30 protein-coding genes are annotated in these 24,619 nt (G+C 37.4%); 5 read left to right on the plus strand and 25 right to left on the minus strand.

The window, feature by feature from the left end; all coding sequences use genetic code 11:
• Nucleotides 1-91: 91 nt before the first annotated feature.
• Nucleotides 92-1,558, minus strand: a complete 1,467-nt coding sequence (locus M3189_RS15605; protein WP_251634997.1) for an NAD(P)/FAD-dependent oxidoreductase — start codon at nt 1,556-1,558, stop codon at nt 92-94.
• Between the two features lie 178 nt (nt 1,559-1,736).
• Nucleotides 1,737-1,886 carry a YjcZ family sporulation protein gene (locus M3189_RS15610; protein WP_251634998.1) on the minus strand — a complete coding sequence of 50 codons (150 nt, stop codon included), beginning with the start codon at nt 1,884-1,886 and terminating at the stop codon, nt 1,737-1,739.
• Nucleotides 1,887-2,005: 119 nt separating this feature from the next.
• Here M3189_RS15610 and M3189_RS15615 point away from each other — a divergent pair, with 119 nt between their 5' ends.
• Nucleotides 2,006-2,596, plus strand: a complete 591-nt coding sequence (locus M3189_RS15615) for a DUF502 domain-containing protein (protein ID WP_251634999.1) — start codon at nt 2,006-2,008, stop codon at nt 2,594-2,596.
• A 26-nt stretch (nt 2,597-2,622) separates the two neighbouring features.
• Here the strand turns inward: M3189_RS15615 and msrB are convergent, their stop codons facing one another.
• From msrB to rsgA, 3 genes are all read right to left on the minus strand, one after another.
• On the minus strand, nt 2,623-3,057 hold the full coding sequence (msrB, locus tag M3189_RS15620; RefSeq protein ID WP_251635000.1) for a peptide-methionine (R)-S-oxide reductase MsrB: 435 nt from the start codon (nt 3,055-3,057) through the stop codon (nt 2,623-2,625).
• Entirely contained in the window at nt 3,054-3,590 is a 537-nt protein-coding gene (gene msrA / locus M3189_RS15625) for a peptide-methionine (S)-S-oxide reductase MsrA (RefSeq protein ID WP_251635001.1), read from the minus strand. Before msrA ends, msrB begins: the two co-directional genes overlap by 4 nt.
• Nucleotides 3,591-3,710: 120 nt before the next feature.
• Nucleotides 3,711-4,781, minus strand: coding sequence for a ribosome small subunit-dependent GTPase A (gene rsgA, locus M3189_RS15630; RefSeq protein WP_435368091.1), 1,071 nt, complete (start codon nt 4,779-4,781; stop codon nt 3,711-3,713).
• A 305-nt stretch (nt 4,782-5,086) separates the two neighbouring features.
• Between rsgA and M3189_RS15635 the strand changes: the two genes are divergently transcribed.
• Entirely contained in the window at nt 5,087-5,833 is a 747-nt protein-coding gene (locus tag M3189_RS15635; RefSeq protein ID WP_251635002.1) for a DUF4397 domain-containing protein, read from the plus strand.
• Between the two features lie 34 nt (nt 5,834-5,867).
• Here the strand turns inward: M3189_RS15635 and M3189_RS15640 are convergent, their stop codons facing one another.
• From M3189_RS15640 to M3189_RS15665, 6 genes are all read right to left on the minus strand, one after another.
• Complete coding sequence (locus M3189_RS15640) at nt 5,868-6,443, minus strand: YpmS family protein (protein ID WP_251635003.1); 576 nt, start codon at nt 6,441-6,443, stop codon at nt 5,868-5,870.
• Nucleotides 6,444-6,450: 7 nt separating this feature from the next.
• A complete protein-coding gene (locus M3189_RS15645) occupies nt 6,451-7,272 on the minus strand; it encodes an SGNH/GDSL hydrolase family protein (RefSeq protein ID WP_251635004.1) in 822 nt (273 codons plus the stop codon).
• 108 nt (nt 7,273-7,380) lie between these two features.
• Nucleotides 7,381-7,959: an SCO family protein gene (locus tag M3189_RS15650; protein WP_251635005.1), complete on the minus strand. Its 579-nt coding sequence runs from the start codon at nt 7,957-7,959 to the stop codon at nt 7,381-7,383.
• A 76-nt stretch (nt 7,960-8,035) separates the two neighbouring features.
• Entirely contained in the window at nt 8,036-9,190 is a 1,155-nt protein-coding gene (locus tag M3189_RS15655; RefSeq protein WP_251635006.1) for a Ger(x)C family spore germination protein, read from the minus strand.
• The gene (locus tag M3189_RS15660; RefSeq protein WP_251635007.1) at nt 9,174-10,295 is read right to left on the minus strand and encodes a GerAB/ArcD/ProY family transporter; all 1,122 of its coding nucleotides are present in this window, start codon (nt 10,293-10,295) and stop codon (nt 9,174-9,176) included. The genes M3189_RS15655 and M3189_RS15660 overlap by 17 nt, the downstream gene beginning before the upstream one ends.
• A 12-nt stretch (nt 10,296-10,307) precedes the next feature.
• Nucleotides 10,308-11,825, minus strand: a complete 1,518-nt coding sequence (locus M3189_RS15665; RefSeq protein WP_251635008.1) for a spore germination protein — start codon at nt 11,823-11,825, stop codon at nt 10,308-10,310.
• 195 nt (nt 11,826-12,020) lie between these two features.
• Between M3189_RS15665 and M3189_RS15670 the strand changes: the two genes are divergently transcribed.
• Complete coding sequence (locus M3189_RS15670) at nt 12,021-12,908, plus strand: MBL fold metallo-hydrolase (RefSeq protein ID WP_251635009.1); 888 nt, start codon at nt 12,021-12,023, stop codon at nt 12,906-12,908.
• A gap of 28 nt (nt 12,909-12,936) precedes the next feature.
• Here M3189_RS15670 and M3189_RS15675 read toward each other — a convergent pair whose 3' ends face one another.
• From M3189_RS15675 to tapA, 6 genes are all read right to left on the minus strand, one after another.
• Nucleotides 12,937-13,779 (minus strand): DegV family protein, encoded by an 843-nt coding sequence (locus tag M3189_RS15675; protein WP_251635010.1) that lies wholly within the window; start codon nt 13,777-13,779, stop codon nt 12,937-12,939.
• A 129-nt stretch (nt 13,780-13,908) separates the two neighbouring features.
• Nucleotides 13,909-14,160, minus strand: coding sequence for a DUF2535 family protein (locus tag M3189_RS15680; protein WP_251635011.1), 252 nt, complete (start codon nt 14,158-14,160; stop codon nt 13,909-13,911).
• Between the two features lie 484 nt (nt 14,161-14,644).
• Complete coding sequence (locus M3189_RS15685) at nt 14,645-15,244, minus strand: TasA family protein (protein ID WP_251635012.1); 600 nt, start codon at nt 15,242-15,244, stop codon at nt 14,645-14,647.
• 79 nt (nt 15,245-15,323) lie between these two features.
• Nucleotides 15,324-16,163, minus strand: coding sequence for a TasA family protein (locus M3189_RS15690; RefSeq protein WP_251635013.1), 840 nt, complete (start codon nt 16,161-16,163; stop codon nt 15,324-15,326).
• Nucleotides 16,164-16,252: 89 nt separating this feature from the next.
• On the minus strand, nt 16,253-16,822 hold the full coding sequence (gene sipW / locus M3189_RS15695; RefSeq protein ID WP_251635014.1) for a signal peptidase I SipW: 570 nt from the start codon (nt 16,820-16,822) through the stop codon (nt 16,253-16,255).
• 48 nt (nt 16,823-16,870) lie between these two features.
• Entirely contained in the window at nt 16,871-17,755 is an 885-nt protein-coding gene (gene tapA, locus M3189_RS15700; protein WP_251635015.1) for an amyloid fiber anchoring/assembly protein TapA, read from the minus strand.
• Nucleotides 17,756-18,105: 350 nt separating this feature from the next.
• Here tapA and M3189_RS15705 point away from each other — a divergent pair, with 350 nt between their 5' ends.
• On the plus strand, nt 18,106-18,453 hold the full coding sequence (locus tag M3189_RS15705) for an XRE family transcriptional regulator (RefSeq protein WP_251635016.1): 348 nt from the start codon (nt 18,106-18,108) through the stop codon (nt 18,451-18,453).
• Here the strand turns inward: M3189_RS15705 and M3189_RS15710 are convergent.
• From M3189_RS15710 to M3189_RS15720, 3 genes are all read right to left on the minus strand, one after another.
• Complete coding sequence (locus M3189_RS15710) at nt 18,419-18,733, minus strand: CalY family protein (RefSeq protein ID WP_251635017.1); 315 nt, start codon at nt 18,731-18,733, stop codon at nt 18,419-18,421. The genes M3189_RS15705 and M3189_RS15710 overlap by 35 nt on opposite strands.
• A 400-nt stretch (nt 18,734-19,133) precedes the next feature.
• On the minus strand, nt 19,134-19,877 hold the full coding sequence (tatC, locus tag M3189_RS15715) for a twin-arginine translocase subunit TatC (protein ID WP_251635032.1): 744 nt from the start codon (nt 19,875-19,877) through the stop codon (nt 19,134-19,136).
• 123 nt (nt 19,878-20,000) lie between these two features.
• The gene (locus M3189_RS15720; RefSeq protein ID WP_251635034.1) at nt 20,001-20,195 is read right to left on the minus strand and encodes a twin-arginine translocase TatA/TatE family subunit; all 195 of its coding nucleotides are present in this window, start codon (nt 20,193-20,195) and stop codon (nt 20,001-20,003) included.
• 309 nt (nt 20,196-20,504) lie between these two features.
• Here M3189_RS15720 and M3189_RS15725 point away from each other — a divergent pair, with 309 nt between their 5' ends.
• On the plus strand, nt 20,505-20,744 hold the full coding sequence (locus M3189_RS15725; RefSeq protein ID WP_251635036.1) for a hypothetical protein: 240 nt from the start codon (nt 20,505-20,507) through the stop codon (nt 20,742-20,744).
• A 62-nt stretch (nt 20,745-20,806) separates the two neighbouring features.
• Here M3189_RS15725 and M3189_RS15730 read toward each other — a convergent pair whose 3' ends face one another.
• The 5 genes from M3189_RS15730 to M3189_RS15750 all read right to left on the minus strand — a co-directional run bounded on the left by M3189_RS15730 (nt 20,807) and on the right by M3189_RS15750 (nt 24,437).
• Nucleotides 20,807-21,307 (minus strand): dihydrofolate reductase, encoded by a 501-nt coding sequence (locus M3189_RS15730; protein ID WP_251635038.1) that lies wholly within the window; start codon nt 21,305-21,307, stop codon nt 20,807-20,809.
• Nucleotides 21,304-22,098, minus strand: coding sequence for a thymidylate synthase (locus M3189_RS15735; RefSeq protein WP_251635040.1), 795 nt, complete (start codon nt 22,096-22,098; stop codon nt 21,304-21,306). The genes M3189_RS15730 and M3189_RS15735 overlap by 4 nt, the downstream gene beginning before the upstream one ends.
• A gap of 70 nt (nt 22,099-22,168) precedes the next feature.
• On the minus strand, nt 22,169-22,873 hold the full coding sequence (locus M3189_RS15740) for an anthrax toxin lethal factor-related metalloendopeptidase (RefSeq protein ID WP_251635041.1): 705 nt from the start codon (nt 22,871-22,873) through the stop codon (nt 22,169-22,171).
• 297 nt (nt 22,874-23,170) lie between these two features.
• Entirely contained in the window at nt 23,171-23,743 is a 573-nt protein-coding gene (locus tag M3189_RS15745; RefSeq protein ID WP_251635583.1) for a TerD family protein, read from the minus strand.
• 67 nt (nt 23,744-23,810) lie between these two features.
• Nucleotides 23,811-24,437 carry a TerD family protein gene (locus M3189_RS15750; protein WP_251635043.1) on the minus strand — a complete coding sequence of 209 codons (627 nt, stop codon included), beginning with the start codon at nt 24,435-24,437 and terminating at the stop codon, nt 23,811-23,813.
• Nucleotides 24,438-24,619 lie beyond the last annotated feature (182 nt).

Consider the following 24,619-nt stretch of genomic DNA (forward strand, 5'->3'; position numbering starts at 1 on the left):
AAATCATTTAACGCAGATATATCTATTTATCTCAGATTACCCCTTCTGTTTGTAGCTCAAAAATAAAAATAAACCCGCTATTTTAGCGGGTTTAGGCCATGACTGCTTCTTTTTTACGTTCGGTTGTTGCTTTTTTGATGATATCTCTTGCTATCCAGACGCCGCATGCACTTGCTTGAGCAAGTCCGCGGGTAATTCCTGCGCCATCTCCGCCGACGTACAAACCGCTGATTTCTGATTCAAAACGGTCATTAAGCTTTGGACGTGCAGAGTAGAATTTCGCTTCAACACCGTAGAACAATGTGTGTTCTGAAGCTAATCCTGGTGTAATTTGATTTAATGCCTCGGTCATCTCAATTAAACTCTTAAGTGTATTATATGGAAGAACCAGTCCAAGATCCCCTGGAACCGCCTCTTTAAGGGTAGGCTCGATGAATCCTTCTTTTATTCTTCTATCTGTTGAACGACGTCCTTTTAAGATATCTCCATACTTTTGCACAATTAGGCCTCCATTTGAAAGGGAGTTCGCAAGTCGTGATACCTCGTGCGCATATTCGTTCGGCTTATCAAAAGGCTCGGAAAATGTATGAGATACGAGCAAGGCAAAGTTGGTATTTGGACTTCCAAGCTTCGGATCCTTATAGGCATGGCCATTAGCAAGCATGATTCCGGAGTGGTTTTCAACAACCACATGACCGGAAGGATTGCTGCAAAACGTCCGTACTCGTGTTCCAACAGATGTATTGAAAACAAATTTTCCTTCATACAAATTGTCATTGATTTCTTTCATAACAATGTCAGACGTCTCTACTCGAACACCGATATCTACCTGATTACTTGTCATTTTCAGGCGACGTGACTTCAGAATCTCCGTGAGCCATTTTGAACCATCACGCCCTGGAGTAATAACGACCTTATCGGCATAAATGTCTTTATCACCTTTCAGCTTGATTCCCTTGACAACATATCCATCAGGTGTCCTTTCAGTAATTAAATCCTGAACTTCTGTTTTATAGGACATTTCAATTTTATCATTTAAGTATTCATAGATACTTTTCATTATTTTTAAGTTTTGCTCTGTTCCTAAGTGGCGAACTTGAGCACGTAACAATTTTAAACCAGCTGCAAAGGCGCGTCGTTCAATATCTTTAACCTGATCAGTAAGGGGATCGGTTATACTATCTGTTGCACCATGCTTTAGATTAATTTCATCAACATATTTAATCAAATCGACAACTTGAGAATCAGAAAGATAATCCGTCATCCAACCGCCAAATTCACTTGTGATATTAAACTTTCCATCCGAATATGCACCTGCACCACCAAAACCGCTCGTAATGGAACATGCCGGTAAACATCCAGCATACTCTTTCTTGCCCGCAGCTGGAGGACATTTCTCAATTTTATTTTCTAAAATTGGACAATTTCTCCGATAAATATCATGCCCTTTATCCACCAACAGCACCTTTGCATTCGGCATTTTTAGTGTAAGTTCATAGCAGGTAAAAATCCCCGCTGGACCTGCACCCACTACTATAACATCATATCTATTTTCCATTGTCCAAAACCTCCAAGACGTATGTATTTACTTAACCCTTGGTAAATATATCAAAGATTTTTCTTTCCGTCAACATCAAAAGCGAACTATTAATAAAATTAAAATCCTATCGTTCGTGTTTTGCTCTTTTTTAGAAAATAACAAAAAACTCAGGCTTTTCACCTGAGTCTTTTAGTGGTTAGCACCAGCTAGCGCCGATGATGATTAATAGGATAAACAACACCACGATTAATACGAAAGTGCCATATCCATACCCACATCCACCTACTGCAGGTCCTGCATAACCAAATCCACAACAATCTTGACCACCAAATCCATGTCCATACATACTTATTCACTCCTTAAGGTTTTTATCTGTTAACACTCTTACTTTATGTAATAGGTACTTGACCTGTCTGTGCATTCGCCTATATTATGAGAATCAATGATAAAATTGTAGGTGATAGAATGAAAACTCTCTTGAAGAGCTTTGTTAACGGTATTTTGACTATTGTTCCCATTATTCTTGTAATCTTTGTTATTTACAAAACGTTTCTATTCCTCGATGGACTGCTCGGAAACACATTGAGACCTTATTTAAAGGATGATTATATTCCTGGGATTGGCTTGCTGACGACCATCGTTTTAATAACGTTGTTAGGCTGGTTATCAACAAAATTTATTACAGGCAGCATTATTAAGCTTATCGATAAATGGCTTGAAAAAATTCCTGTTGTCAAAACCATCTACTCTGTCATTAAAGATACGGTTCAATCCTTTTTGGGGGAGAAAAAGTCTTTCTCAAAAGTGGCGCTGGTTGTCATTCCTGGAACGGAAATGCGAAGTATGGGATTTATTACTTCTGAACAGTTGGAGGATTTCTACAGTCCGCTCAAGGACCATGTAGCTGTTTATGTTCCACAAACCTTTCAAGTTGCCGGATTTACCTTTTTAATTCCTAAGGAGCAAGTCGAAATTATTGATGTTAAGCCAGAGGATGCAATGAAATTTATTCTTTCAGGTGGCATGACCTCCACTTCCAAGGTAAAAGGAAAATAAGAAAAGCCGCGAAGTTCGCGGCTTTTCTATTTCTCGTCAAATAGTTTCTTATAAGCTCCGTAGCCTTGCTCATCCAATTCCTCTTTTGGAATAAAACGTAAGGCTGCAGAATTTATACAGTAACGTAATCCATTTGGATCTGGTCCGTCATTGAACACATGACCTAAATGGGAATCTGCGGTTTTACTTCTTACTTCAGTTCGAACCATGAAATGACTGTAATCCTCTTTTTCGATTACTTCTTCTTCTACAATTGGCTTGGTAAAACTCGGCCACCCGCAGCCAGCATCGTATTTATCAAGTGAGCTAAAAAGCGGCTTTCCAGATACCAAATCTACGTAAATTCCATCTCTACTTTCATTCCAATATTCGTTTCGGAAAGGAGGTTCTGTTCCGTTATTTTGCGTTACTTCATACTGAATGGGCGATAATTCTTTCTTTAATTCTTCCTTATTTTTCATTTTTTCTCCCCCCAATGTGCTTGGATAAATCCAGCTCTCCCTGAACCAACGTGGTAACTTTCATAATGAGCTCTATTCTTCTTGTAGTAGTGTTGATGGTAAGCTTCTGCTGGATAGAATGTTTTTGCTGGTAAAATCGGCGTTACGACTGGTTTTGTGAATATCCCTCTATCCTGCAGTTTCTGCTTTGATTGTTCAGCAAGCTCTTTTTGTTTTTCATTATGATAAAAAATCGCGGTTTGATAGGACTGACCCCTGTCGTAAAATTGACCGCCAGGATCGGTTGGATCGATTTGCTGCCAGTACAATTCAAGCAGTCTTTCATATGGGAATATTTCTGGATTAAAGGTAATTTGAACGGCTTCATAATGTCCCGTTGCCTCTGAACAAACCTGCTCATATGTAGGATTCTCGACATGACCTCCGGTATATCCCGATAAGACACTGATAATTCCCGGCTGTTCATCAAACGGCTTCACCATACACCAAAAACAGCCTCCGGCAAATGTAGCGAGTTGTTTACTTTCTTCCATGATACCCACCCCTTTGGAATATATTTGCTATGTTAATGAGTATACCTAATCTCTATAAAGAAATACAATTTGCTGATTAAAACAAAAGCCGAACCTTTCTTCAGGTTCGGCGGCAATCTTCTACTTAATTTTCTTTTTTTGTCGCGTTTGTTTCGTGATGTTCTTCCACTTTTTCTGTTCTTCTGTTTGGGCACGTTTGTCGGCTTTTCTTTCGATATAGGCGAGTTCTTTTTGCAGCTTGTTGTAGCTGGTTAAACGTCCTTCATCCAAATTACCTTCTTCAATGGCCTCTAATACCGCACAGCCCGGCTCATCCTTATGCTTACAATCTCGGAATCGGCATCTAAAACCTAACTCGTCGATATCTGAAAACGTTTCGGTTAGTCCATCTGCACTTTCCCAAAGCTGTATTTCTCGCATTCCTGGTGTATCAATTAAGACACTGCCATTTGGCAGTTGAATCATTTCGCGGTGTGTGGTGGTGTGGCGACCCTTGTCATCCCCTTCACGAATCTCCTTAACCGCCTGCTTTTTGGAACCCAATAACAAATTTGTTAAGGTTGATTTCCCTACCCCCGATGACCCCAATAACGCAATGGTTTTCCCAGGCTGTAGGTAAGGCTCAAGCTTTTCAACTCCGCTCTTCATTTCTGCACTGATCGCAATCACTGGCACTCCGCCGAAAGCAATAGCTTCCACTTCTGCAAGCTTTTCTTCAATATTTTCACAAAGATCGGCTTTACTTAAAACAATAACAGGATTGGCACCACTTTCCCACGTGAGCAACAAATAACGTTCTATTCTTCTTAAGTTAAGATCATCATTCAAAGAGTTTACAAGAAAAACAGTATCCACATTCGCCGCAACAATTTGCTCTTCAGCTGTTCGCCCCGCCGATTTACGTGAAAACTTGCTGAAGCGCGGCATTACCGAATAAATCGTACCTTTTCCTTCTTCCACCCGGGATTTAAGCATAACCCAATCCCCGACCGCAGGATAATCCTCACGGCTTAACGCTTCAAAGTTGAATTTTCCAGAAACCTCGCAAAGTAGTTCTCCATGCTCCGTCCATACACGATACATATGCTTATGTTCTAAGGCCACACGACCAATAATCATCTCTTCACTTTGTTTTTGCACTAGAAAATCATTATTAATTTTTTCAGTTAATCCAATATTGGTTAAATTCATCCATATTCCTCCATAAATTCGCATAATAAAAAACCATAGGCGACACAGCCCATGGTTTTATTCGCTAGGAATAATGGGTATAGATTCCCCTAATGGGTGAACCTGCGGGCTGTGCAAGAATTATTGAAACAAACGGCAATTAACATTTTTTCATTTAACATTACACTTCACCCACCTTCCGACTTATTTGTATTAAGTATATGTTATCTTTATCCATTTGTAAACAAAAAATCCAAATATAGACACCTACCTAAACATGCTTGAATAAATTAATTTGTAAAGAACGAAAGAAAGGAGATAAGGGTATGTCTGGAAATAGAAATCATTCTGATTATCTTCAACGAGCTGCGATGTATGATTTGATGGCTCACAATTATAAATACTCTAATCCAAACCTACACATGCATTACTATTTGAAACACCTAAAATATATGAATAAAGCGATGTTGGAACGTACTATTCAACAATCCCAAACTGAAGGCAGAGTCCGGTTCCTTCATACTTCCCCTGATGCCCCCGAGGTTGACATTTATATCAATGGTCAAATGAAAGTGAAACGTCTTCCTTTTAGAGTGGCTAGCAATTATCTGCCATTAAAGCCTGGAAAGTACCATATTGATATTTACCCAACCGGAAATTCGGTCGATAGTATACTCAATAAGAAGATTACCGTTGAACCTGATAAATCTTATACACTGGCAATCATCGATCCTGTTAAAAAATTGCGCCTGCTGCCTTACCTTAATCAGCCTGAAGTACCAATGAATGAATCAAAAATACGTTTTCTGCATTTATCACCGGATACAGGAGCCTTAGATATAGCTGTGAAAAACCGAGATGTCGTCTTTCCGAATATCTCATACAAACAGACAACAGACTATTTAGGTATTATGCCGATGACAGTGGATTTAGAGGTTCGGGAAGCAGGAACGAAAAACATCATCCTGCCAATGCCAAAAGCGCAATTTCGTCCAAATGAAACCTATACAATTGTTTTAATTGGGCTTTCAACTGAGGAGCCTGCATTGCAAGCAATGATTTTGAAGGATTAACAAAAATAAGGTGACTCACACTGTGTGAGGCACCTTATTCAACGGGTACAACGATCGTAAAAGCAATATCATCCTTTACTAGGTCAAACTTATTTGCCCTTATTTTTACATCGCTCTTTACCTTTAATTGCTCCATGTGTACATGAATCATTTTATCATTTGGCAGAATGTCTACACCTTTTGGGAGCTTATAATTGTCTTTGATAAATTTCAATACATAGGATACTGGCAACGGCAGGCTGCCTACCGAAATCGACTTCTGCTTTAAAACTAAATCGCCATTTTCCAATGCCTCTGGTACGAAGGTAAGTTTTAAATCTACTTCTTGACTAAAGAATTTTAATGTCCCGTATAATTCCACTTCATCCTGAAGCTGGATACTGTAATCTATCGGTGAATCAGCCGCTTCCTTTTTAATATACTGATTTATTAATACATTTAAGTCTGCCTTATTCGACTTCACCTGGAAAGAAACACTCTTGTCGTCCGGAATAGTTTGAAGTTTTACCTTCTCATCGGCAGGAACCATGATTAATGATAAAAGAATGATAACAATAATAAGATTTAACCCTAATATAAGAAAGAATCCCGTTTTCCATTTATTTTTCATAGAAAGCCTAATTCTCCTCTTTACTGACCATATACGCTTTCTTAACGAGATCAGGTAATGTCCGTTCTTCTATGGTTTCATTTAACCGCTGTGCAATCAATTCATACCCTTTATTATTCGGATGAAAGTTATCACTATGCAATAGACTTTCTGTTGGGTTCTGAAACAAATCTTCGATTCCTACAAAGTAAGCATTCTGATAATTAGCAACGACACCTTGGCTGGCGACGTTCCAATCGGAAACAATCTGGTCGAGTTCCTTAATATCAGAAAAAAATTGAGAAAATGGATTGTACACCCCAACCAACACAATATATGCATCGGGATTTGCACGCATAATACTATTCATGATTTGGTATAAGTTATTAATATATACCTCTTTTTCCTTATCAAAGACAGATAGCTGTAGATTTGAGATATTATCCTTCACTACTTTCATAATGTCATTGCCGCCAATGGTCAATATGACCAAATCCGCAGTAGAAAGTTTGTCTTTTATCTCATCTGTTTGAAGCCTTTTTAATAACTGCGTGGTACGATTCCCTTTTACACCGAAGTTGTAGAAATCAACTTCCTTAATCCCCTTTTCTTCCTCGAGCAAAGTTCTTAAGTAAGGCAGGTATCCTCCAGTTTTTGTAGTATCGCCAACACCTTCTGTTAAGGAATCACCAGCGGAAATAATGCTTATCTCCTTTGGGATAAAATCGGCAGGAACCTCTTCATAAACGACAGCCGTGGCCGTTCGTTCTTTATGCAATTCCAAGCGATCGGATTGACTGCAAGAACTTAAGAAAAAAGTCGAAAGAATGAGGGTGAGAACTTTTTTCATTTTCTTCACCACCTCTTACTAATGATATTATAACATGAAGTAAATAATTCAAAACATGCTAGTCCTTATCCTATACTTTTCCAAAAAAATAGACCCTCTTAAAAAGGTCTATTGCAATGCTTTTATATCACTAATCATTTCATCATACGGTACTTCTTGATACCCATCGTAAATTTTCTTAACCTTTTCATCTGGTCCCACTAAGAAAAAGTATGTCTGGTGAATAACCTGGTCACCTTCTTGTGGTTTTTTTACTAAAGTTTTGAATGTTTCTCTTGCATAGGTCTCAATAAATTCTTGTGAATACCCCGTTAAGAATGTCCAATTATCATCCTTCAGTCCAAAGTTCGTCGCATACTCTGTGAGTTTTTCGGGTGTATCTACAGTAGGGTCGACACTAAATGATACAAACTCTACGTTTTCCAACTTTTCGTCCTCGACCATTTTTTGCAGCTTGGTCATGTTTGCCGTCATTGGCGGACAAACATCTGCGCAATTGGTGAAAATAAAGTCTGCTACCCAAATCTTTCCGTCCAAGTTCTTCTTTTCAAATGGCTTATTTTCTTGTGTCACAGCTTTAAAATCCTTCACCGGATAATCCAGTGGGTTCTCAATCCCTTTTTGTCCACAAGCTGATAGTATCAGTATACTAATTATGAATAGTAAAAAGTAAAATTGATGTTTCATATAATATCCCCCGTAACCTTTATTCTTTATGTGATTAGTTTAACAAAGATTCGGGAAAGAGGAAAGGAAAGCGCTTTTAGTCAATGACTCCTGTCTTCACAATGGTATTATCTACGCGCACCTCGAATTTTGCATCCTTATACAATTCTCTCCATTCCTTTTTAGAGAGTGGTTTTTCACGTGAATTAGCCATATATTCATTCCCAATGCCAATAGGGTCAACCTGTTTCTTTTTGAAAAATTCAAGCAGCTGTTTGATTTGACTTTCCATTTCTTTGTTTATTTTTTTTTCAATAAACTTGATGTTTTTAGTGGAAGTTAAATCTAGTGGCTCGGTTGCTTCAAGTAAACGAGAATCTAAGGTAACCTCCACTCTAAAAAGAAGTTTCTCTTTGTCAATCAATTTAATTTTCGCATGGCTTCGAATATTATCAATACTGATAAATAACCTATCGTATACCTCCTTATTTTCTCGGCCTTGATTCTTAATAATTTGTTTAAAATGAGAACGGTTAAATCCCAGCTCATGAGTCCCAGATTTATACTTATCATAAAGTACTTTTGCATAAAAGAGCTTGTTACTTGGCAATTCACCTACAATACGATCACCTTTAAAGAGAGCTATTCCCGAAATGGTCACGCCTTCACCTTTAAGTTTTAATATTGGCAATACGGGGTCCTTCCCATGGTCCTGTAAATTATGATTAAATTCATGCAGTGTAGGAGATGTAAGCTGTTCACTTTCAACATTTTGTTTAATTAAATTATATAAATAGGTCCCTAGGTTAACCTTAAGTTTACTCTGATCTATATTCACTATCGATAATGCATCGTCGTCTGCAACTGTTAAATAAACCATATTCCCAATTGTAGGATCACGATTTAGAGCATCAACGAGCTGCGAAAGTCCTCTTTTCGCCAGCTCTTTACTATAAATCACACAACGAAGCTGCCCAGTTACGAGCTTTTGGTCGATTTCAAGATTCTGCTCTTGTCGTAATGCTTTGCTTGTATGTGATTTAACCGTGATGACCTTTGTCAAATTTTCTGCTAGCGGATCAAACTTATGAACCACGACTGTTCCTTTAATTTCATTTTCTTTTTCTAAATCATAACCCTGAGCGGTTATTAGTCCCAATTTCTCCAATTGTTTGGTTTCCACACAACTACACAAGGTCAAGACACATGCAATATTCACCATGATTAATTTCCATTTATGACGCCTTTGCATGACTATTTCTCCTCTTTGTCCACCATTTTTTCACAAGGACAATAATAGATAGAAACACAGGATAGCATATCACAGCATAGAACCCTGATTTTGCAACCAAATCTGTCACCATATTCATTTGATATCTTGCTTGTATGAAAAAGGTTGCCCCAAAAGCCAGGATGGCAAAAACCCAGACTCCCGTTTTCTGCTTTCTCTTTAGCACTCTCGAAAACCCTTTTGATGCTGCCCACAAATAGAGGCACATATTAGGTAAAATAATTAACATCCAAAAAGATACAGCGATAAATTCAAATCGCTCTAGATTGGGAAGACGGACAATTTTAAACATGGATAGTACGGGCCAGATTGTGGCTTTTAAGCTATCCCCGGCAAAAAACACAATCGAAATAAGTGTCACAAAAGCCGAGAGGAAGGTGGTATACATATTGGCAATTTGAACATACTTCATGCTTTTTTTCTTTTCCCTAACATAGGGATAAACAAACATGATTAATTCAAAACCCATCATGGAAAGGGTGGTACTTTTTGCTCCTTTAAGGAGTTCCCCAAAACCAATATTCATAATGGGAAATAAATGACTGAAATCAGCATACCGTAACGGAACAAATGCAACCACTAGAATCCACATCGTACCAACGACAGAAAGAAACGCAACTCCTACTATAATTCTGATTCCACCAAATACTGCATACACTGTCAAAAAGATAAGAACGAGAGCAAGCTGCCAGGTTGCTAAGTTAGGAAATATCCATACTTGAACAATTTCAATATAATTCATAAAAATAATAAAAAAACTGCCAACCATGTATAGCATGTAAATGATGCTAAGTGAATTCCCTACCCATTTCCCAAATACATCTACATGGATACCATACAAATCAGCACTATCGTATTGCTTAAGCATCGTTATTATAAACCATAGAACAATAGAAGTAAGGACTCCCGCTACCAAAACTGAAATCCATGCGTCATGTTTTGCTTCTAAGAACACAATTCTTGGCAGCCCTACAATTCCTACCCCAGTTTGCACGCCATGTATGACGAAAAATAAAAGATAAGCGCTAAAAAGTATTCCTTCCTTTGGATGTAAATTCACATTCATTTTTGACCGCTCCTATTCATCTACATCCTTTTTCTCTTTCGCTTTTTTTGCCGAATATCTCTCTTTATCTTCAGGCTGGTTTGTTACAGGACGGTAGGAAAGAAATTGACTCGGAAATCGAAATATACTATACCCCAAATCCTTCAAGTTCAAAGGATAGATTGGTGCAAGATAGGGCCTGCCTAATGTATCCAATTTCAAAAGGTGAATGATGAAAAAACAAAATGCGACCATAATTCCAATCCCCCCCCAAAAGCCAGCCATTAGTATGATGGGAAAGCGAATAATCCGGATGGCTGTACCCATCAAATAACTAGGAGTCGTAAATGAGCCCAGGGCACTTAATGCAATAATAATGATCAAAATATTACTTGTAAATCCTGCTTCTACCGCCGCTTGTCCGATAACGATACCGCCTACGATACCCATCGTCTGACCGACCTTTGTTGGCAGCCTTGCTCCGGCCTCACGTAATAATTCAATAACAAATTCAAGAAGAAAGGCTTCAAAGACCGGTGGAAATGGTACATTCGACCTTGATTGACCCAATGACACAAGTAATGGTGATGGAATAACTTCATAATGATAGGTCAGAACTGCTACATAAGCTGGAGTCAATAGTACGGATAAAAAGGTGGCTACTAAGCGTAAAATCCGTAAGAAAAATCCCATATTCCAACGCATATAGACATCTTCAGTTGATTCAAAAAAAGTAAAAAAAGGTGTTGGACCATAAAGGGCATCTGGACTACGGTCCATTAAGACGGCAACCCTTCCAGACATTAATGCAAGTGTAATCCGGTCAGGAAGCTCGGTTGTCATCAATTGGGGGAAAACAGACCAGCTGTTCCCTTCAATCAACTGGCCAAGCACTGTGGTCCCTTGCACATGATCAATCTCTAGTTGACTCACTCTTTGTCTGAATGTGTTAATATTTGCTTCATCAGCAATGCCCTTTATATAAACGAGTTTGGCACTCGTTTTTGACCTGGTTCCAATTGCTAAATCTTCCATACATAAATTGGGATCTTTAATATTGTTCCTGATTATGTTGACATTCCCGAGGAGTGATTCGGTAAACGCAATTTTCGGACCAAATACAAGTGATTCCGTTTCTGCATGTGATAAACTTCTTTCTACCGTATTACTTAAATTGGCTAGAAAACCGAATGGTTCTCCTTCCGAATAAATGTACGTTTTCCCATCGATTAAGGCCATAACAATTTCATTTAATTGATTAGCCCCTGTTAAATCAGTTATTGGAAGAATTTGTGCGAGCTCCTCCACACTCCAGCCTGATTGTGTATTCTCTTGAATTGGCTTTAGAATGTAATCATCCACACCCGTTTTATCGATCAGGCTGCTCACAAAACAAATTACTATTTTTTTATCATTTCTTTTTAAGGTTCGAAACATTAAGTCTGAACATGCAACTAGTTCTTTTTTTAATTGTTCCTTTAATTCATCAATTTGTAAGCTATGTGCCTTCTCTCCTTCGGGCGTTTTCTTACCTGACATCCATTTAAACATTGGCAGCACCTTTGAAAAATCAATTTTTTATAGCTTTACCAAATATTCTATTTTTACCCAAAATCGACTCTGCACAGATAAAGCAATAGACATCATGCAATATGGTTTATTGAATAGAGAAGTTATGGTATCATGAATGAGTATTCATTCAGTAAGACGGAATATTATGATAAGTAAAAATTGAGGTGAGAAGTGATGAAGCGCTTTGGTCCAATTATGATTATTGAAGGAGCTAATAATAGTAAGGTTCCTTTTTCAAGGAGCTTGTATATTAATAGTAAAGATAAGGTACTGATTGATACCGGTGCAGACCCCGCAGAGCTACTTGCATTAAATGAAGAATATGGAGTGGAATTGGTGGTGAACACTCATTACCATCCAGATCATACATTGCATAACCATTTGTTTCAGGATACTGAAAAATGGATAAATCCATTGGAGTTTGAAACCATTCAATCCATTGAAGGAATTGCGAAAGGAAACGGAGTCTACCAGGAATGGGGTCCTGAAGGTGTAGAAGCCTTGCAAAAGCTCATGCCAAGGAAATGGGTCCAAAACCTCGGAGAAATTTCTGGAACGTATCAATACGATGAAGAATACAATTTTGGTGGTGTAAAGGTAAACTTTCTACATACACCCGGGCATACAAAAGGATATACCTCTCCCTATTTTCCGGAACTAGGCGTTGTCTATGTCGGTGATTTCGATATGACCACCTTTGGACCATGGTACTTTGGAACCGATGGGGATATTGATGAATTTATTGCATCTAGTAAACTTTTATTAGAATTGGATGCTGAAACCTATATTACTGGTCATCAAAAAGGAGTTTTTGCAAGACAGGAATTTGTAGGTGCAATGAAAAATTTTATTGGGATGATTGATCAGCGTGACGAATTGATTGAAAAGTATGTGCGTCAAGGGATGAATTTTGAAGAAATAACCAATATCGGAATTTTTTATCCAAAAAAAAAACTTGATGTGTTGATTCTGAAGACGTGGGAACGGAGCGGGATTCGCAAGCACTTGCAGCGGCTTGGGTTTTCAGTACATGGTTCTGAGATACAGTTAGTTAACAAATGAGGATGGTGCAGGCTGCACCATCCTCATTTTATTCATAGTAGTACATGATTGCAATCGTACCTGGTCCTGTATGGGTACTGATTGTTGGACCAGTCTGATCAACAGAAATATCGGTGTAGCCTGTTAATTCAATGATAGAGTCTTTTAATTTTGTAGCCAATTCAAGTGCATCTGCATGAACAATGCCCACGCGTTTGACAGTCTTTGCCTTTACATCCTCTACAAATTGCTTGGTGAGCCATTTAACTACTTGTGAATGACTGCGGACCTTTGCGACTGGATTGTATTCGGCACCTTCTAGTGAGGCAATCGGCTTAATATTGAGTAAGGAACCAATGAAGGCCTTCCCTTTCCCAATCCGTCCGCCTTTCACCATATTCTCTAATGTATCTATCATAATATATAGCTTCGAGTTTTGGCGGACAGTATCGAGGCGGTTGAGGATTTCCTCAACACTTTTACCCTGCTTCGCCATTTCCGCCGCTTCTCGAACCTGGAACTGAAGGGCAATCGAAATAAACTCAGAGTCAACCACACTTACCTTGGTCTTCGTCATTTGCGCAGCGCTTTCAGCAGATCGAATTGTCCCGCTCATTTTACCTGTCATATGTATAGAAATCACTTCATAGCCTTCTTCCCCAAGTCGGTCATACACTTCAAGGAAGGTTCCAGCGGAAGGCTGCGAACTTTTCGGTAAATCCTTTAAGCCCTTCATCGTTTCCATAAATTCAGCAGGTTGAATTTCTACACGGTCTAAATAGGTTTCTCCATTTATCGTTACGGATAACGGCACAACCACAACACCTAATTGGTCAGCCTGTTCTTTTGTCATATCCATCGTTGAATCCGTGACAATCTTAATCTTGCTCATTTACTCACATCCTAAGGAATTCTCCATTGTATTATACATGTTCCCTAATCTTAATGATATAATTTCCCTATTTTCATGAAAATATTGTGTAAAATAAAAGAACACCGGAAATCCGATGTTCGAAAGGTATTAAGCGTTATTCTTTAATTCATCTACTTTAAACAGTGCTTCATAATCAGGCCATTTCATAACCTTTTTCAAATACTCTTTGAACGAATAGCATTTTTTCGGTTTCTTTTCCTGATAAATCGCAGTAATAAATTTTTGTAAACGGACTTGGATCATAAATTTATAAGTGCTACCTTCCTCCAATACAGGAATATCCATGACTTTAACCTTCTGTCCAACAACATTTTTGAACTCTAGGCTTTTGAATAACAAAATATCAATCCTCTTTTTCACCCGTTTGTATATATTATACACCTAAAGGGACTCGAAATGTGTCTAAATCTGTTTGGATTGAAAAATAATTATGAATATTTATTGAAATATTTTAGATGGAGGAATGAAAACGGGTCATTTGTTGGATGACCTGTTTTTATTGAAATGTTATATATGTATACTTATTAATCTTGGGGTTATCTACGGGGATTTATTTATAATTATATATAATTGATGTTTATTCATGCGAGTTTTGAACATCCTGAAGCTTTACGTCAGTAAGGTCAGTGCAGCAAGAAGGACAAAGCCATCATCCAGAATAATAGCAGCTAAAAGAAGATCTACAGTATTTCGGGCAGAGTTTTTTTTACATTAAGAACAACTCCATTCAACTCTATTTCTAAACATATATAGAACATTTGTAAAATATGTATCTTAATAAAATTAGACCCTGATTTTCAACTTTCGAAAAATCAAGGTCCATCTAAACTTGTTTATCTAGCCTATTCCTCCTCTTAATGAAAAACTGAAGTGTAGAGCCAGTTAGAACTAACACTGCGCCCACTACTAAAATATTAAACATATCAGATCCTGTGTTTGGAAGCTTGGGTCCGTCTGCGGGGAGGATGCCGCCTAGAGTGCCTTCCACATATAGTTTAATTTGAAACTCACATTCTAATCCTTGAAACTCATTTCCTAACTCCATCGGCATTTTAATAAAAAAAGTAAGCTTCTCACTTTGTTTACTTTTTAATAATCTTGGAGATAGTTTGTCAAATTCAAACAATTTACCTTGATAAATTGGTCCATTTTTATCTTCAACAATTAAATCTAATTTATTGTAGAAGATTTCTGATCCGGAAAGGAACTTGCTTGAGGCGACATAGTTAAAATCCTGTTTTCCATTATTTCCAATAGATAGATTACGAGTAACAGAATCTCCTGGTTTCATATTTGTTAAGTCGAAAAGAACTTTTCCAGGGTTTGTTGTGAGATCAATCTCGTTATGGTTTATCTCTCCATACGATTGTGTTGGAATAAGTAATAAGAAAAATATTGTTATGAATAAAATTTTTCTTTTCATAAGATACCTCTTTATCTTTAAAAATATATAGAAAAGGTGGTAAGCCCACCTTTTCTATACTTTTAAAAATTATTGTAGATTAATCCTCTACAATACTACCACCAGGAACAGTGAATCCAGGGTTAGTTCTAGGGTCCGGTTGAGTTGTACCATCAGCTGAATTCTGTACTCCATTGTTTATAGTACCATTTTCATCATTAGTAAGTACTTCTACACCATCCCACTGAGTTGCCTCAAGGTCGAAGGAGAAGTTAACTGCATTTCCTTGGTATTTATTTTGTACATATTCAGAGAATGGATTGCTTGGGTCAACCTTTGTAGTATCATTTTTAAATGTAATCTTCACATGCACATCATCTGTATCTACAGGTGTCACTGGAATACCTCTTCCTTCACTACCAAGCAAGTTAGATAGTGGTGCAAGGTTTATCCGTTTTGTGCCATCTGTTGCTTCGTAAACATCTTTTACTGCGTTAAAATCATAGGATTCATTAACAAGTTGTTTTAAAGTAATTGTTTTTCCAGAAAATACACCCACAGTTTCGCCAGTCTTTCTTTCAACTTTAAAGAATTCAATTTCAAACTGGTCAAGGAAAGCATTCATATCTGTATTTGTACCTACACCAGGAACAAAACCAGAGGCAGATCCGCTTAGCAATACCTCTTTAATGGCTAATGACCCTTTATTAGTTAATGTAAACACTCTTTCAACACTATCCCCAGGTTTCATATTTCTTAAATCAAAATTAATAGGTTCAGTTTGTGAGTTTGCTACAACACCTAAATCTAATGTCCCTGCAGCAAAATGATTGTTAATTGCTCCAGTGTCATTGAATGCTGCCCATGTTCCTCCACCAATTAATGATAAACCTAATGCTGCAGATGCTACTCCCAAACCTAATTTCTTTTTCATACTCATTTCTTTTTCCTCCTCAATTTTCCCCTCGTTTTTCGAGGTATGTAATTTTTATATTGAACCCCTATGTTTACATAAGGAATACAACCAATTTAAGCAGTTTTTTCAGTTTCTTTTTGTGATTTATCTAATTCTCTTAAGCCAGTCATGATTGAATATGCTGAGTATACTAGTAAGAGAACACCTGGGATAATTAGCAATGCTGCCATCCCTTTACTTGATTTAGCAAAATCTATTAAATATCCTAGGAAAGGAATCGTAAAACCTGTGTATTTTGCAACCACATTTTGGGAAAGCACTGGTTGAGAATCCGTATCTTCGTTGTTATCCCCTTTTGTTTGATACATTACCTGGTCACCTTGTTTAATAACCTCAATAATTCTATGAGTAACAAGACTTTGATCTTGTTGCATATAAGTAATAATGTCGTTCTTTTTTAAGCTGGACGAATCACTTACTGGCTTAACAGCAATTATCGAACCAGTTTTAAAAGTAGGTTCCATGGAACCAGATAATACAGTTTTTAATTGGTTACCCAAGAAATTTGGTTCACCACCAGAAGCTTTAGATGAAACAACTACAAATATCATGAAGATTAGTAGTAGGAATAATAGACCTGTTATCACATTACTTGTAATCTTTAAAACTTTTTTTGGTGTCATATAAATATCACTCCATTATTCTGATAAAATTAATTTTTTTACTGCTCACTATTTAATAACGACTACATTGTCTTCTGAAATAATTACTTTAATGCCTGCAGATTCATTTTTATTTGATTCGTCAGCAGCAGTAATTCTGTATGTAGCTGGTTGAATATTTTTCATTTCCAATTCTTCTATTGTAATGTCATCCATAATTGGTTGGTCATTTCCTTCAATATAGACCCTCACATGATGGAAAGAAGGATGACTTGGATTTATCCATTTTAAATTTACAGTTACTTTTCCACTGCCGCCTGTTTTTTGTATAGTAGTCAAATTTTCTGAAATTATAATTTCTTGCATAGGTTGATCAATAACTGGTGGTTCTGGTTCTGGTTGTGTTTGAGTTCCATTGCCATCACCTTCTATAGGATTATTACATCCTGTTATAGTTATTTCTCCACTCCATGGCCCTGTACCATTTCCATTACCATTTGCATGACCTGTCTCATGGTAAGCTTTAATATTGTACCTTCCATCTTTTAAAGGTTTGTAATAAATATCAAAATACTCACCCTTATCTGGAATTGGAAAGGTTCCATTCTCTACTACTACACCATTCTTTGGATTATCTGATTGACTCCAATAGACCTCATATCTTGTTAGTTCATGACTTACACTTTCGCCAGTATTGGTAAATCGAGCATAAATACCTTCTTCACAAGTTCCACGGATGCTAACTTCACTTAAAGAACTATTCCCCCATACCCCGTCGTCCTCAGGATATTTGTCCCAATTGACATGGAGGGAGTTTTCGATAACTTCAACATCATTAAAAGCAGCACCAGTGTTAGATGTTAGATACGATCCAGATATGACAAGGAGATACCAGATGGCTACGATTTGAGCTGCAATTATTACTTTTTTGCTTTTTGTCCTGAACTTTCTCAATCGAGTTTTTCGTATGGTACTCCCCTCCTCATTCGTTCTATCTAATGAATAATTTTTCTTATGTAGTTTATTAAGAACAAAGTTGGTGACTTTTTTTTTCATTTTCATCAACTTCCTTAGAACGCTTATTTGTTCTCTGTAACGAACTTATGAATTGAGTATAAAACAAAATAACGAACTTGAAAAACCTCAAAAAAGACCATTTTTTCTTAATAAAGAACACTTTCGTTCTATTTACTCGATATATCTCCTGTTTTCTTATTATTTTGTATTTTATAAAGAATGTATTGTTCTATATAATGTATTTTGTAAGCGAATTCCTTTGTTCTATTTTAGGAGATGAAGGTGATATGATCGGGAAGAGGATTAAAAGGTTACGGCAGCAGAAAGGGTATTCCATTACTGAATTAGGAAGGTTAGCTGATGTTTCGAAATCTTACTTAAGCCAGCTTGAGCGAGGTTTACAGACCAATCCGTCTCTTCAATTTCTGGTAAAGGTGTCAAAACCTTTGGATACAAGTATTGATTTTTTATTACAGGAATCAAAAGTACATAAATGTGTAGATATCGAACTTGATGAGGAATGGAAGATATTAATTCGCCAAGCTATTAAAGACGGGTTGAAGAAGGAAGATTTTCATGAGTACCGGAACTACATTAAATTCAAGGAATGGATGAAAGATCAAGAAAAGTCATAAAAAAATGCCCCCATTCGATTAAGAGAATGAGGGCATTTTTCTTGTTTAAGTTTTTCAGTTTAAAATCAAGGTTACCTTCATTATTAACTTCTAAAGTGGATGTAGACCAATCCCCTGGTTTCATGTTCTTTACATCAAATAAAAACTCTGCGGGGGTTGTTGAAATATCTACCCCATAGTCTGACTCATCAGCTTTTGTATCTTTAACCTGAATTAAGAAAATCATGACCATAGATAAAAGAATGGCAACACTAATAAATATAAACTTGACCCTTTTCATTTTAACACCTCTCAGTGCCTACACCGAAAGTAATAGTGTAGTAAATAATTTAGAATAGTTATTTAAAACTCTACTCTCTTAAGCTAATTAACCTTCAGGATATTTTCTCCCCTTTCATACTTAATTGGTTTTCAGCTTCCTAAAAACATTATTCTATATGAAGGTTCGTTCTCTTTAAAGAACAGTTAAGTATATTATAGATCATTATGGAAATTTTGGGTATATTTTTCAAGACTTTAGTCCTATTATACTGTACGAAGTAAATGCTTAAGTATTTTCGAGGTTTCGTGCCTTCGTCTCCAATCAACAGAGTTAGCATTATCCACGATTTTGCTATAGTACAACCACAAAAAAAGGCCGTCAGAGAAATGAATCTCTGACGGCCTTTTTTACTCTTTTATTATGCTTCTGCAAACTCTTCTTCTTGTTCCTGAAGCTTTTTCATTCGCTTCTTGTAGACAACTTTCGATAAGTTAATCGAGATTTCATATAGTAGTAATAACGGTAAGGTTACTACAAAATCCGACATAAAATCCGGAGGTGTAATCACTATTGCGATTAGGATTAAGACGAAATATGCATACTTACGAATTTTTGCTAGCACGAACGGGTTAATAATTCCTAGTGACGTTAAGAACATAACGACCGCTGGCAGCTCGAACAACACTCCAAACGGAAGGGTCATATTCATAATAAACCGGAAATATCGTTCTGCTGTAAAATTCGTTACAAACATGTCAGCTCCCATACTGACTAAAAACTCGAGCACCATTGGGAAAATGATGAAATAACCAAAAGATATTCCAACAATAAAAAGAATAAACAACGCGGGAATATAAGATAAGGTAATTTTTCTTTCAATCGGTTTGAGTGCAGGCTTCACAAACATCCATAATTGGCTGGCCAACACTGGAATCGTACCCGTAATCGCAATAACCGTCGCAATCATAAAATAAACCCAAATAATATCACTTGGTCCGAGTACAATCAATTTGACATCAAGATCTCGAACAATCCAATCGTAGATATCGGTCACATAAATGAATCCAACAATGAAAAAAACAACAAAAGCAACTGCGGAAATAATAATCCGTTTACGCAGTTCATCTAAATGATCAACTAATTGCAATTCTTTATCTTCCATGTATTTCCCCTGCCAATTTCAAAGGTTGAAAAGTAATCCTTCTGTTGAAAAACTAGATTAACACCGTTTTTATAGTTTAAATAACATTTGAAGAAAAAAAGGTGCAAGAAAGATTCTTACACCTTATTTAGTCAATTTTTGTTTTTCCTCTTCGACATCCTTCATTACATCGTCTGTTAATTCACGAGTTGACTTCTTGAATTCCTTCAAAGTTTGTCCAAAGGCACGACCGATTTCCGGTAATTTCTTAGGTCCAAAGATGATGAGGGCTAAAGTTAAGATAAGAATTAATCCTGGTACTCCAATATTTGAGAACATGCGTTTACATCCCCTTAAGTTAATTATCTTTCTACTACGATTATAGTATTGATATACCGTTTTGAGTTAAATATACGTAATAATTCATATTAATTTCACATTATTTATGAAATATTACCTAGTTGTGATATTTGGCATTTATATATGAACCTTTTCCTCTTAACAATTTACCAAGAACAGCTCTTGAAGTCAATGTAAAATGGTATGTTGAATTGTATAAATATTTTGACAATTAGGTGTTTATTCGTTTATAATTTCATCAATAGGAACATATACTATTGGAAACTTAGATGAATGGATGTGATGAAGATGGAATTTTCACTCAGTAGTTTTGATGGAGCCCTGCCAGTAGAAGTCACTATCGATGAAGATAACGGAAGATACATGATTCGCAAGAGCGACCGAAGTGGGGAATACTTTAATAGCCCCAATGAATTAATTCAATGGGTGAAAGCTCATTTCCATGAGGAAGACTTCTGCCATCCAGATGAATTCAGAGGAATGCTTGATAAACTTACTGATTATGAATTAAACGGCGCATATTTTTAACAGTAAAAGAAGCATCGGACCGATGCTTCTTTCTTTATGACACCCAACTTTAACCAGCGTGATTAACGGTTGCCTTTTTTAATGTGATCATAAATTCTATATTCGTACTTATAAGGATTCTTCTCATCTTTTATTCCCTTTTCAGAGGAGATAAGCTCCCACTGATGTTCATTGAACTCTGGGAAATAGGTATCCCCCTCGAACTCTTCTTCGATATGTGTGATATAAAGACGGTCGACATATTCAAACGTTTCTTTGAAAATTTCAGCCCCGCCAATTACGAAGATTTCATCTTCTTGATTTCTACAATATTCAACAAAATCCTCGATTGAGTAGAAGATTGTCACATCATTACTCTTATAATCCAACTGCCGGGTAATCACGATATTCTCCCTGCCTGGAAGAGCCCGTCCAATGGATTCATGCGTTTTCCTGCCCATGGCAATCGGGTGACCCATTGTCGTCCGCTTGAAGAACTTTAAATCCTCCGGTAAATGCCAAGGCAATTGATTGTCCTTGCCGATTACTCTGTTTTCATCCATTGCCACAATAAAGGAAATCATACAGAGACAGCTCCCTTAATATGCGGATGTGGATCATAACCTTCTAAAGTAAAATCTTCAAATGCAAAAGAAAAAATATCTTTTACGTTTGGATTAATTTTCACTTTTGGTAATGAGCGAAGTTCGCGGCCCATTTGCAAATTGACTTGTTCAATATGATTTTGATAGATATGTACATCACCAAACGAGTGGATAAATTCTCCCGGCTCCAAATCACATACTTGTGCAATCATCATTGTCAATAACGCATAAGAGGCAATATTGAACGGTACGCCAAGAAATACATCCGCAGAGCGTTGATACAACTGACAGGATAATTTACCATCTGAAACGTAGAATTGAAATAAGCAATGACATGGTGCCAACGCCATTTTATCAATCTCAGCAACATTCCAAGCATTTACAATCAGTCTTCGTGAATTAGGATTTGTTTTTATTTGATGGATTAACTCACTAATTTGATCTACCGTCGTTCCATCAGCACCCGTCCAGGAACGCCATTGGTGGCCATATACAGGACCAAGCTCCCCATTTTCATCCGCCCATTCATTCCAGATTCGTACACCATTTTCTTGTAAATAAGTGACATTGGTATCACCGTTTAAAAACCAAAGCAACTCATAAATAATTGATTTTAAGTGAAGCTTTTTAGTTGTTAATAATGGAAAGCCTTTTGCTAAATCAAATCTCATTTGATAGCCGAATGTACTAATCGTCCCGGTTCCAGTACGGTCTCCCTTTTGCTGGCCATTTTTCAAAACATGCTCACATAGCTCTAAATATTGCTTCAAAACTGACACTCCCCTTGTTTTACATATGTTTTTCATTTTACCACAAAAGCCCTTCATTTTTCATGAAAGGTTAGTGTAGCTTTCTAATAAATTGATACGTAAGAGGTGCAACTGATTTTAATTGTTTATTTGTATCATTATTTAAGTGGTACATCGCAAATGTTTCTGCAAAATATTCTTCTACATGGAGGATGAAATAAGAGTTTCCAGGAAACAATATTCCTCTCTCCGCCTCCCAAATCAGTTGAAATTCTTTATTCTTGCTGACATTCTCGAAAACTAGCTTATCAACTGAATGTGCCATCTCGTGTAATTCTAAGTTTACAGAGCCATGACCTTTTCCTTTTTCACTATGCCCTATTTTCACCAGAACCACCTGTGAACCGCCGATTCCCGGTACTGAATCCCACGTTGTTTGTGAATGATAGCCTCTAGGAATCTTCCCTGCTAAATATCTAGCGGTTTGGTTATCTGTTAATTTCCCAGTAAAAAGCTTTAGCGTGATGTCTTTATTGTTTATTTTTTCTAATAGAGTTTCAGGTAGATTGGCCATTCTATTAATAATTCCGGCTGCTGCTTTTTCATCAAAAAGGCTGTTTGGTAATATAATTATTTGGTTTAGTTGTTGGAGGGAGTTTTCATTTTTAATTAATTGGTAGAGTTCAGAGTTTCTTGGATACTCACCTAGTGAAATACTGTCAAACGAAGCTTTAGAGGTGGTAATCATCGACATAAATAATCCGGCAATAACGGAGGAGACTACCCATTTTCGCATATTATGATCCTCCTAGTAGTTTAATCACATACTAGAATTATAACATGGTAGATGAGTAGAATAATTGGTAATTAGTAGGAAACCGCCGTGTGAGTTCTCGGTAAAAATGGGATCGCAGATATATTTCATTTAACGCAGATATATTCTGATTATCGCAGATATAATTCACTTTAAGCAGATATATCTGACTTATCGCAGATATATTCTACGAAGTTACCTAGTTTCATAACACCAAAATAATATTTTCCCCAATAAATGCAGAAAAGCTGCCCAATTCGGCAGCTTTTCTGCATAAGTCTAAACTTCTAGTCCATAATTGCGGCAAAGTGACGCTAATCCCCCTGAAAATCCGCTTCCGATGGCGTTGAATTTCCATTCGCCATTGTGACGATATAGCTCACAGATAACGACGGCGGTTTCAACGGAAAAGTCCTCGCCTAAATCAAAACGGAGGATTTCTCGATTGGTTTCTTCGTCAAACAACCGGGCAAAGGCATTGGAAACCTGTCCAAAGTTTTGATTCCGGGAGTCTGCATCGTGAATTGTTACTGCAATCGCAATACGGTGCACGTGCGAAGGAACCTTACTGAAATCAATACGAATTTGTTCGTCATCCCCGTCACCCTCACCGGTGCGGTTATCACCTGTGTGCTCGACTCCGCCAGACGTGTGAACTAGATTATTATAGAAGATAAAATCTAAGTCCTGTGTTACTCGGCCATTTTCGTCTGTTAAAAAAGCTGATGCATCAAGGTCGAAGTCGTTTCCGCCACTATAGCGGTTTGTATCCCAGCCAAGGCCAATAACAGCCTTTGTCAATCCAGGATTTGTTTTTGTTAAATCAATTCTTTGTCCTTTAGATAAATTGATGCCCGCCAACTAAATCACCTCTTTAGAACTATTGGAAGGAACAAGCAGGGCTTGTTCCTAAAAGATATTAACTATAAGAACGAACTACTTCACTTAAGCTTGCTGCAGTTGTACCAGTTCCAACTGCTGCGAACTTCCATTCAGTGTTGTGACGATAAATTTCTCCAACCACTAATGATGTTTGACCATTGTAATCATCAGATAAGTTGTAGCGGATTAATTCGTTATTATTCGATGGGTTTACCACGCGAATAAAGGCATTGCGAATCATGCCGAAGTGCTGTTTTCTTTTTACACAATCATAGATATTAACAACGAATACAAGCTTCTGTACGCTTTGTGGAACACGGCTTAAGTCAACCATTACTTGTTCGTCATCACCGTCTCCGTCACCTGTTAGGTTGTCACCAGAGTGTTGTACACTGCCGTCTTTACTCTTAAGATTACCGAAGTAAATAACGTCATTGTTGTTTTGAATTTTGTCGTTAGCACCAAGCATGATAACGGAAGCATCACAGTCGACATTGGCACCGCCGCCTGCTCCTCCACCGCCAAACAATCCGCCGAAGAGACCGCCGCCTCCGCTTTTACCGCTTTGAACTGGGTCCCAGCCTAATCCTACCATGATTTTAGATAATCCTGGATTCCCTTTTGTTAAATCTACTCTTTGACCTTTTTGTAAGCTAATAGCCAATTTCATTCACCTCATAATAGAATTTTTTATTGGCTGTGTATAAAATATCTGTTGATTTCCACTCTGGGCACTTCGCTTTCCGCAGGCGTTGCGGTGAGCCTCCTCGGCGCTAGCGCCTGTGGGGTCTCACCTGCTCCGTACTCCTGCAGGAGTCTCGTGCCCTCCGTTCCAATCATTACAAT

The organism is Neobacillus niacini, assembly GCF_023715415.1.
In the GTDB taxonomy this organism is placed as follows: domain Bacteria; phylum Bacillota; class Bacilli; order Bacillales; family Cytobacillaceae; genus Neobacillus; species Neobacillus niacini_C.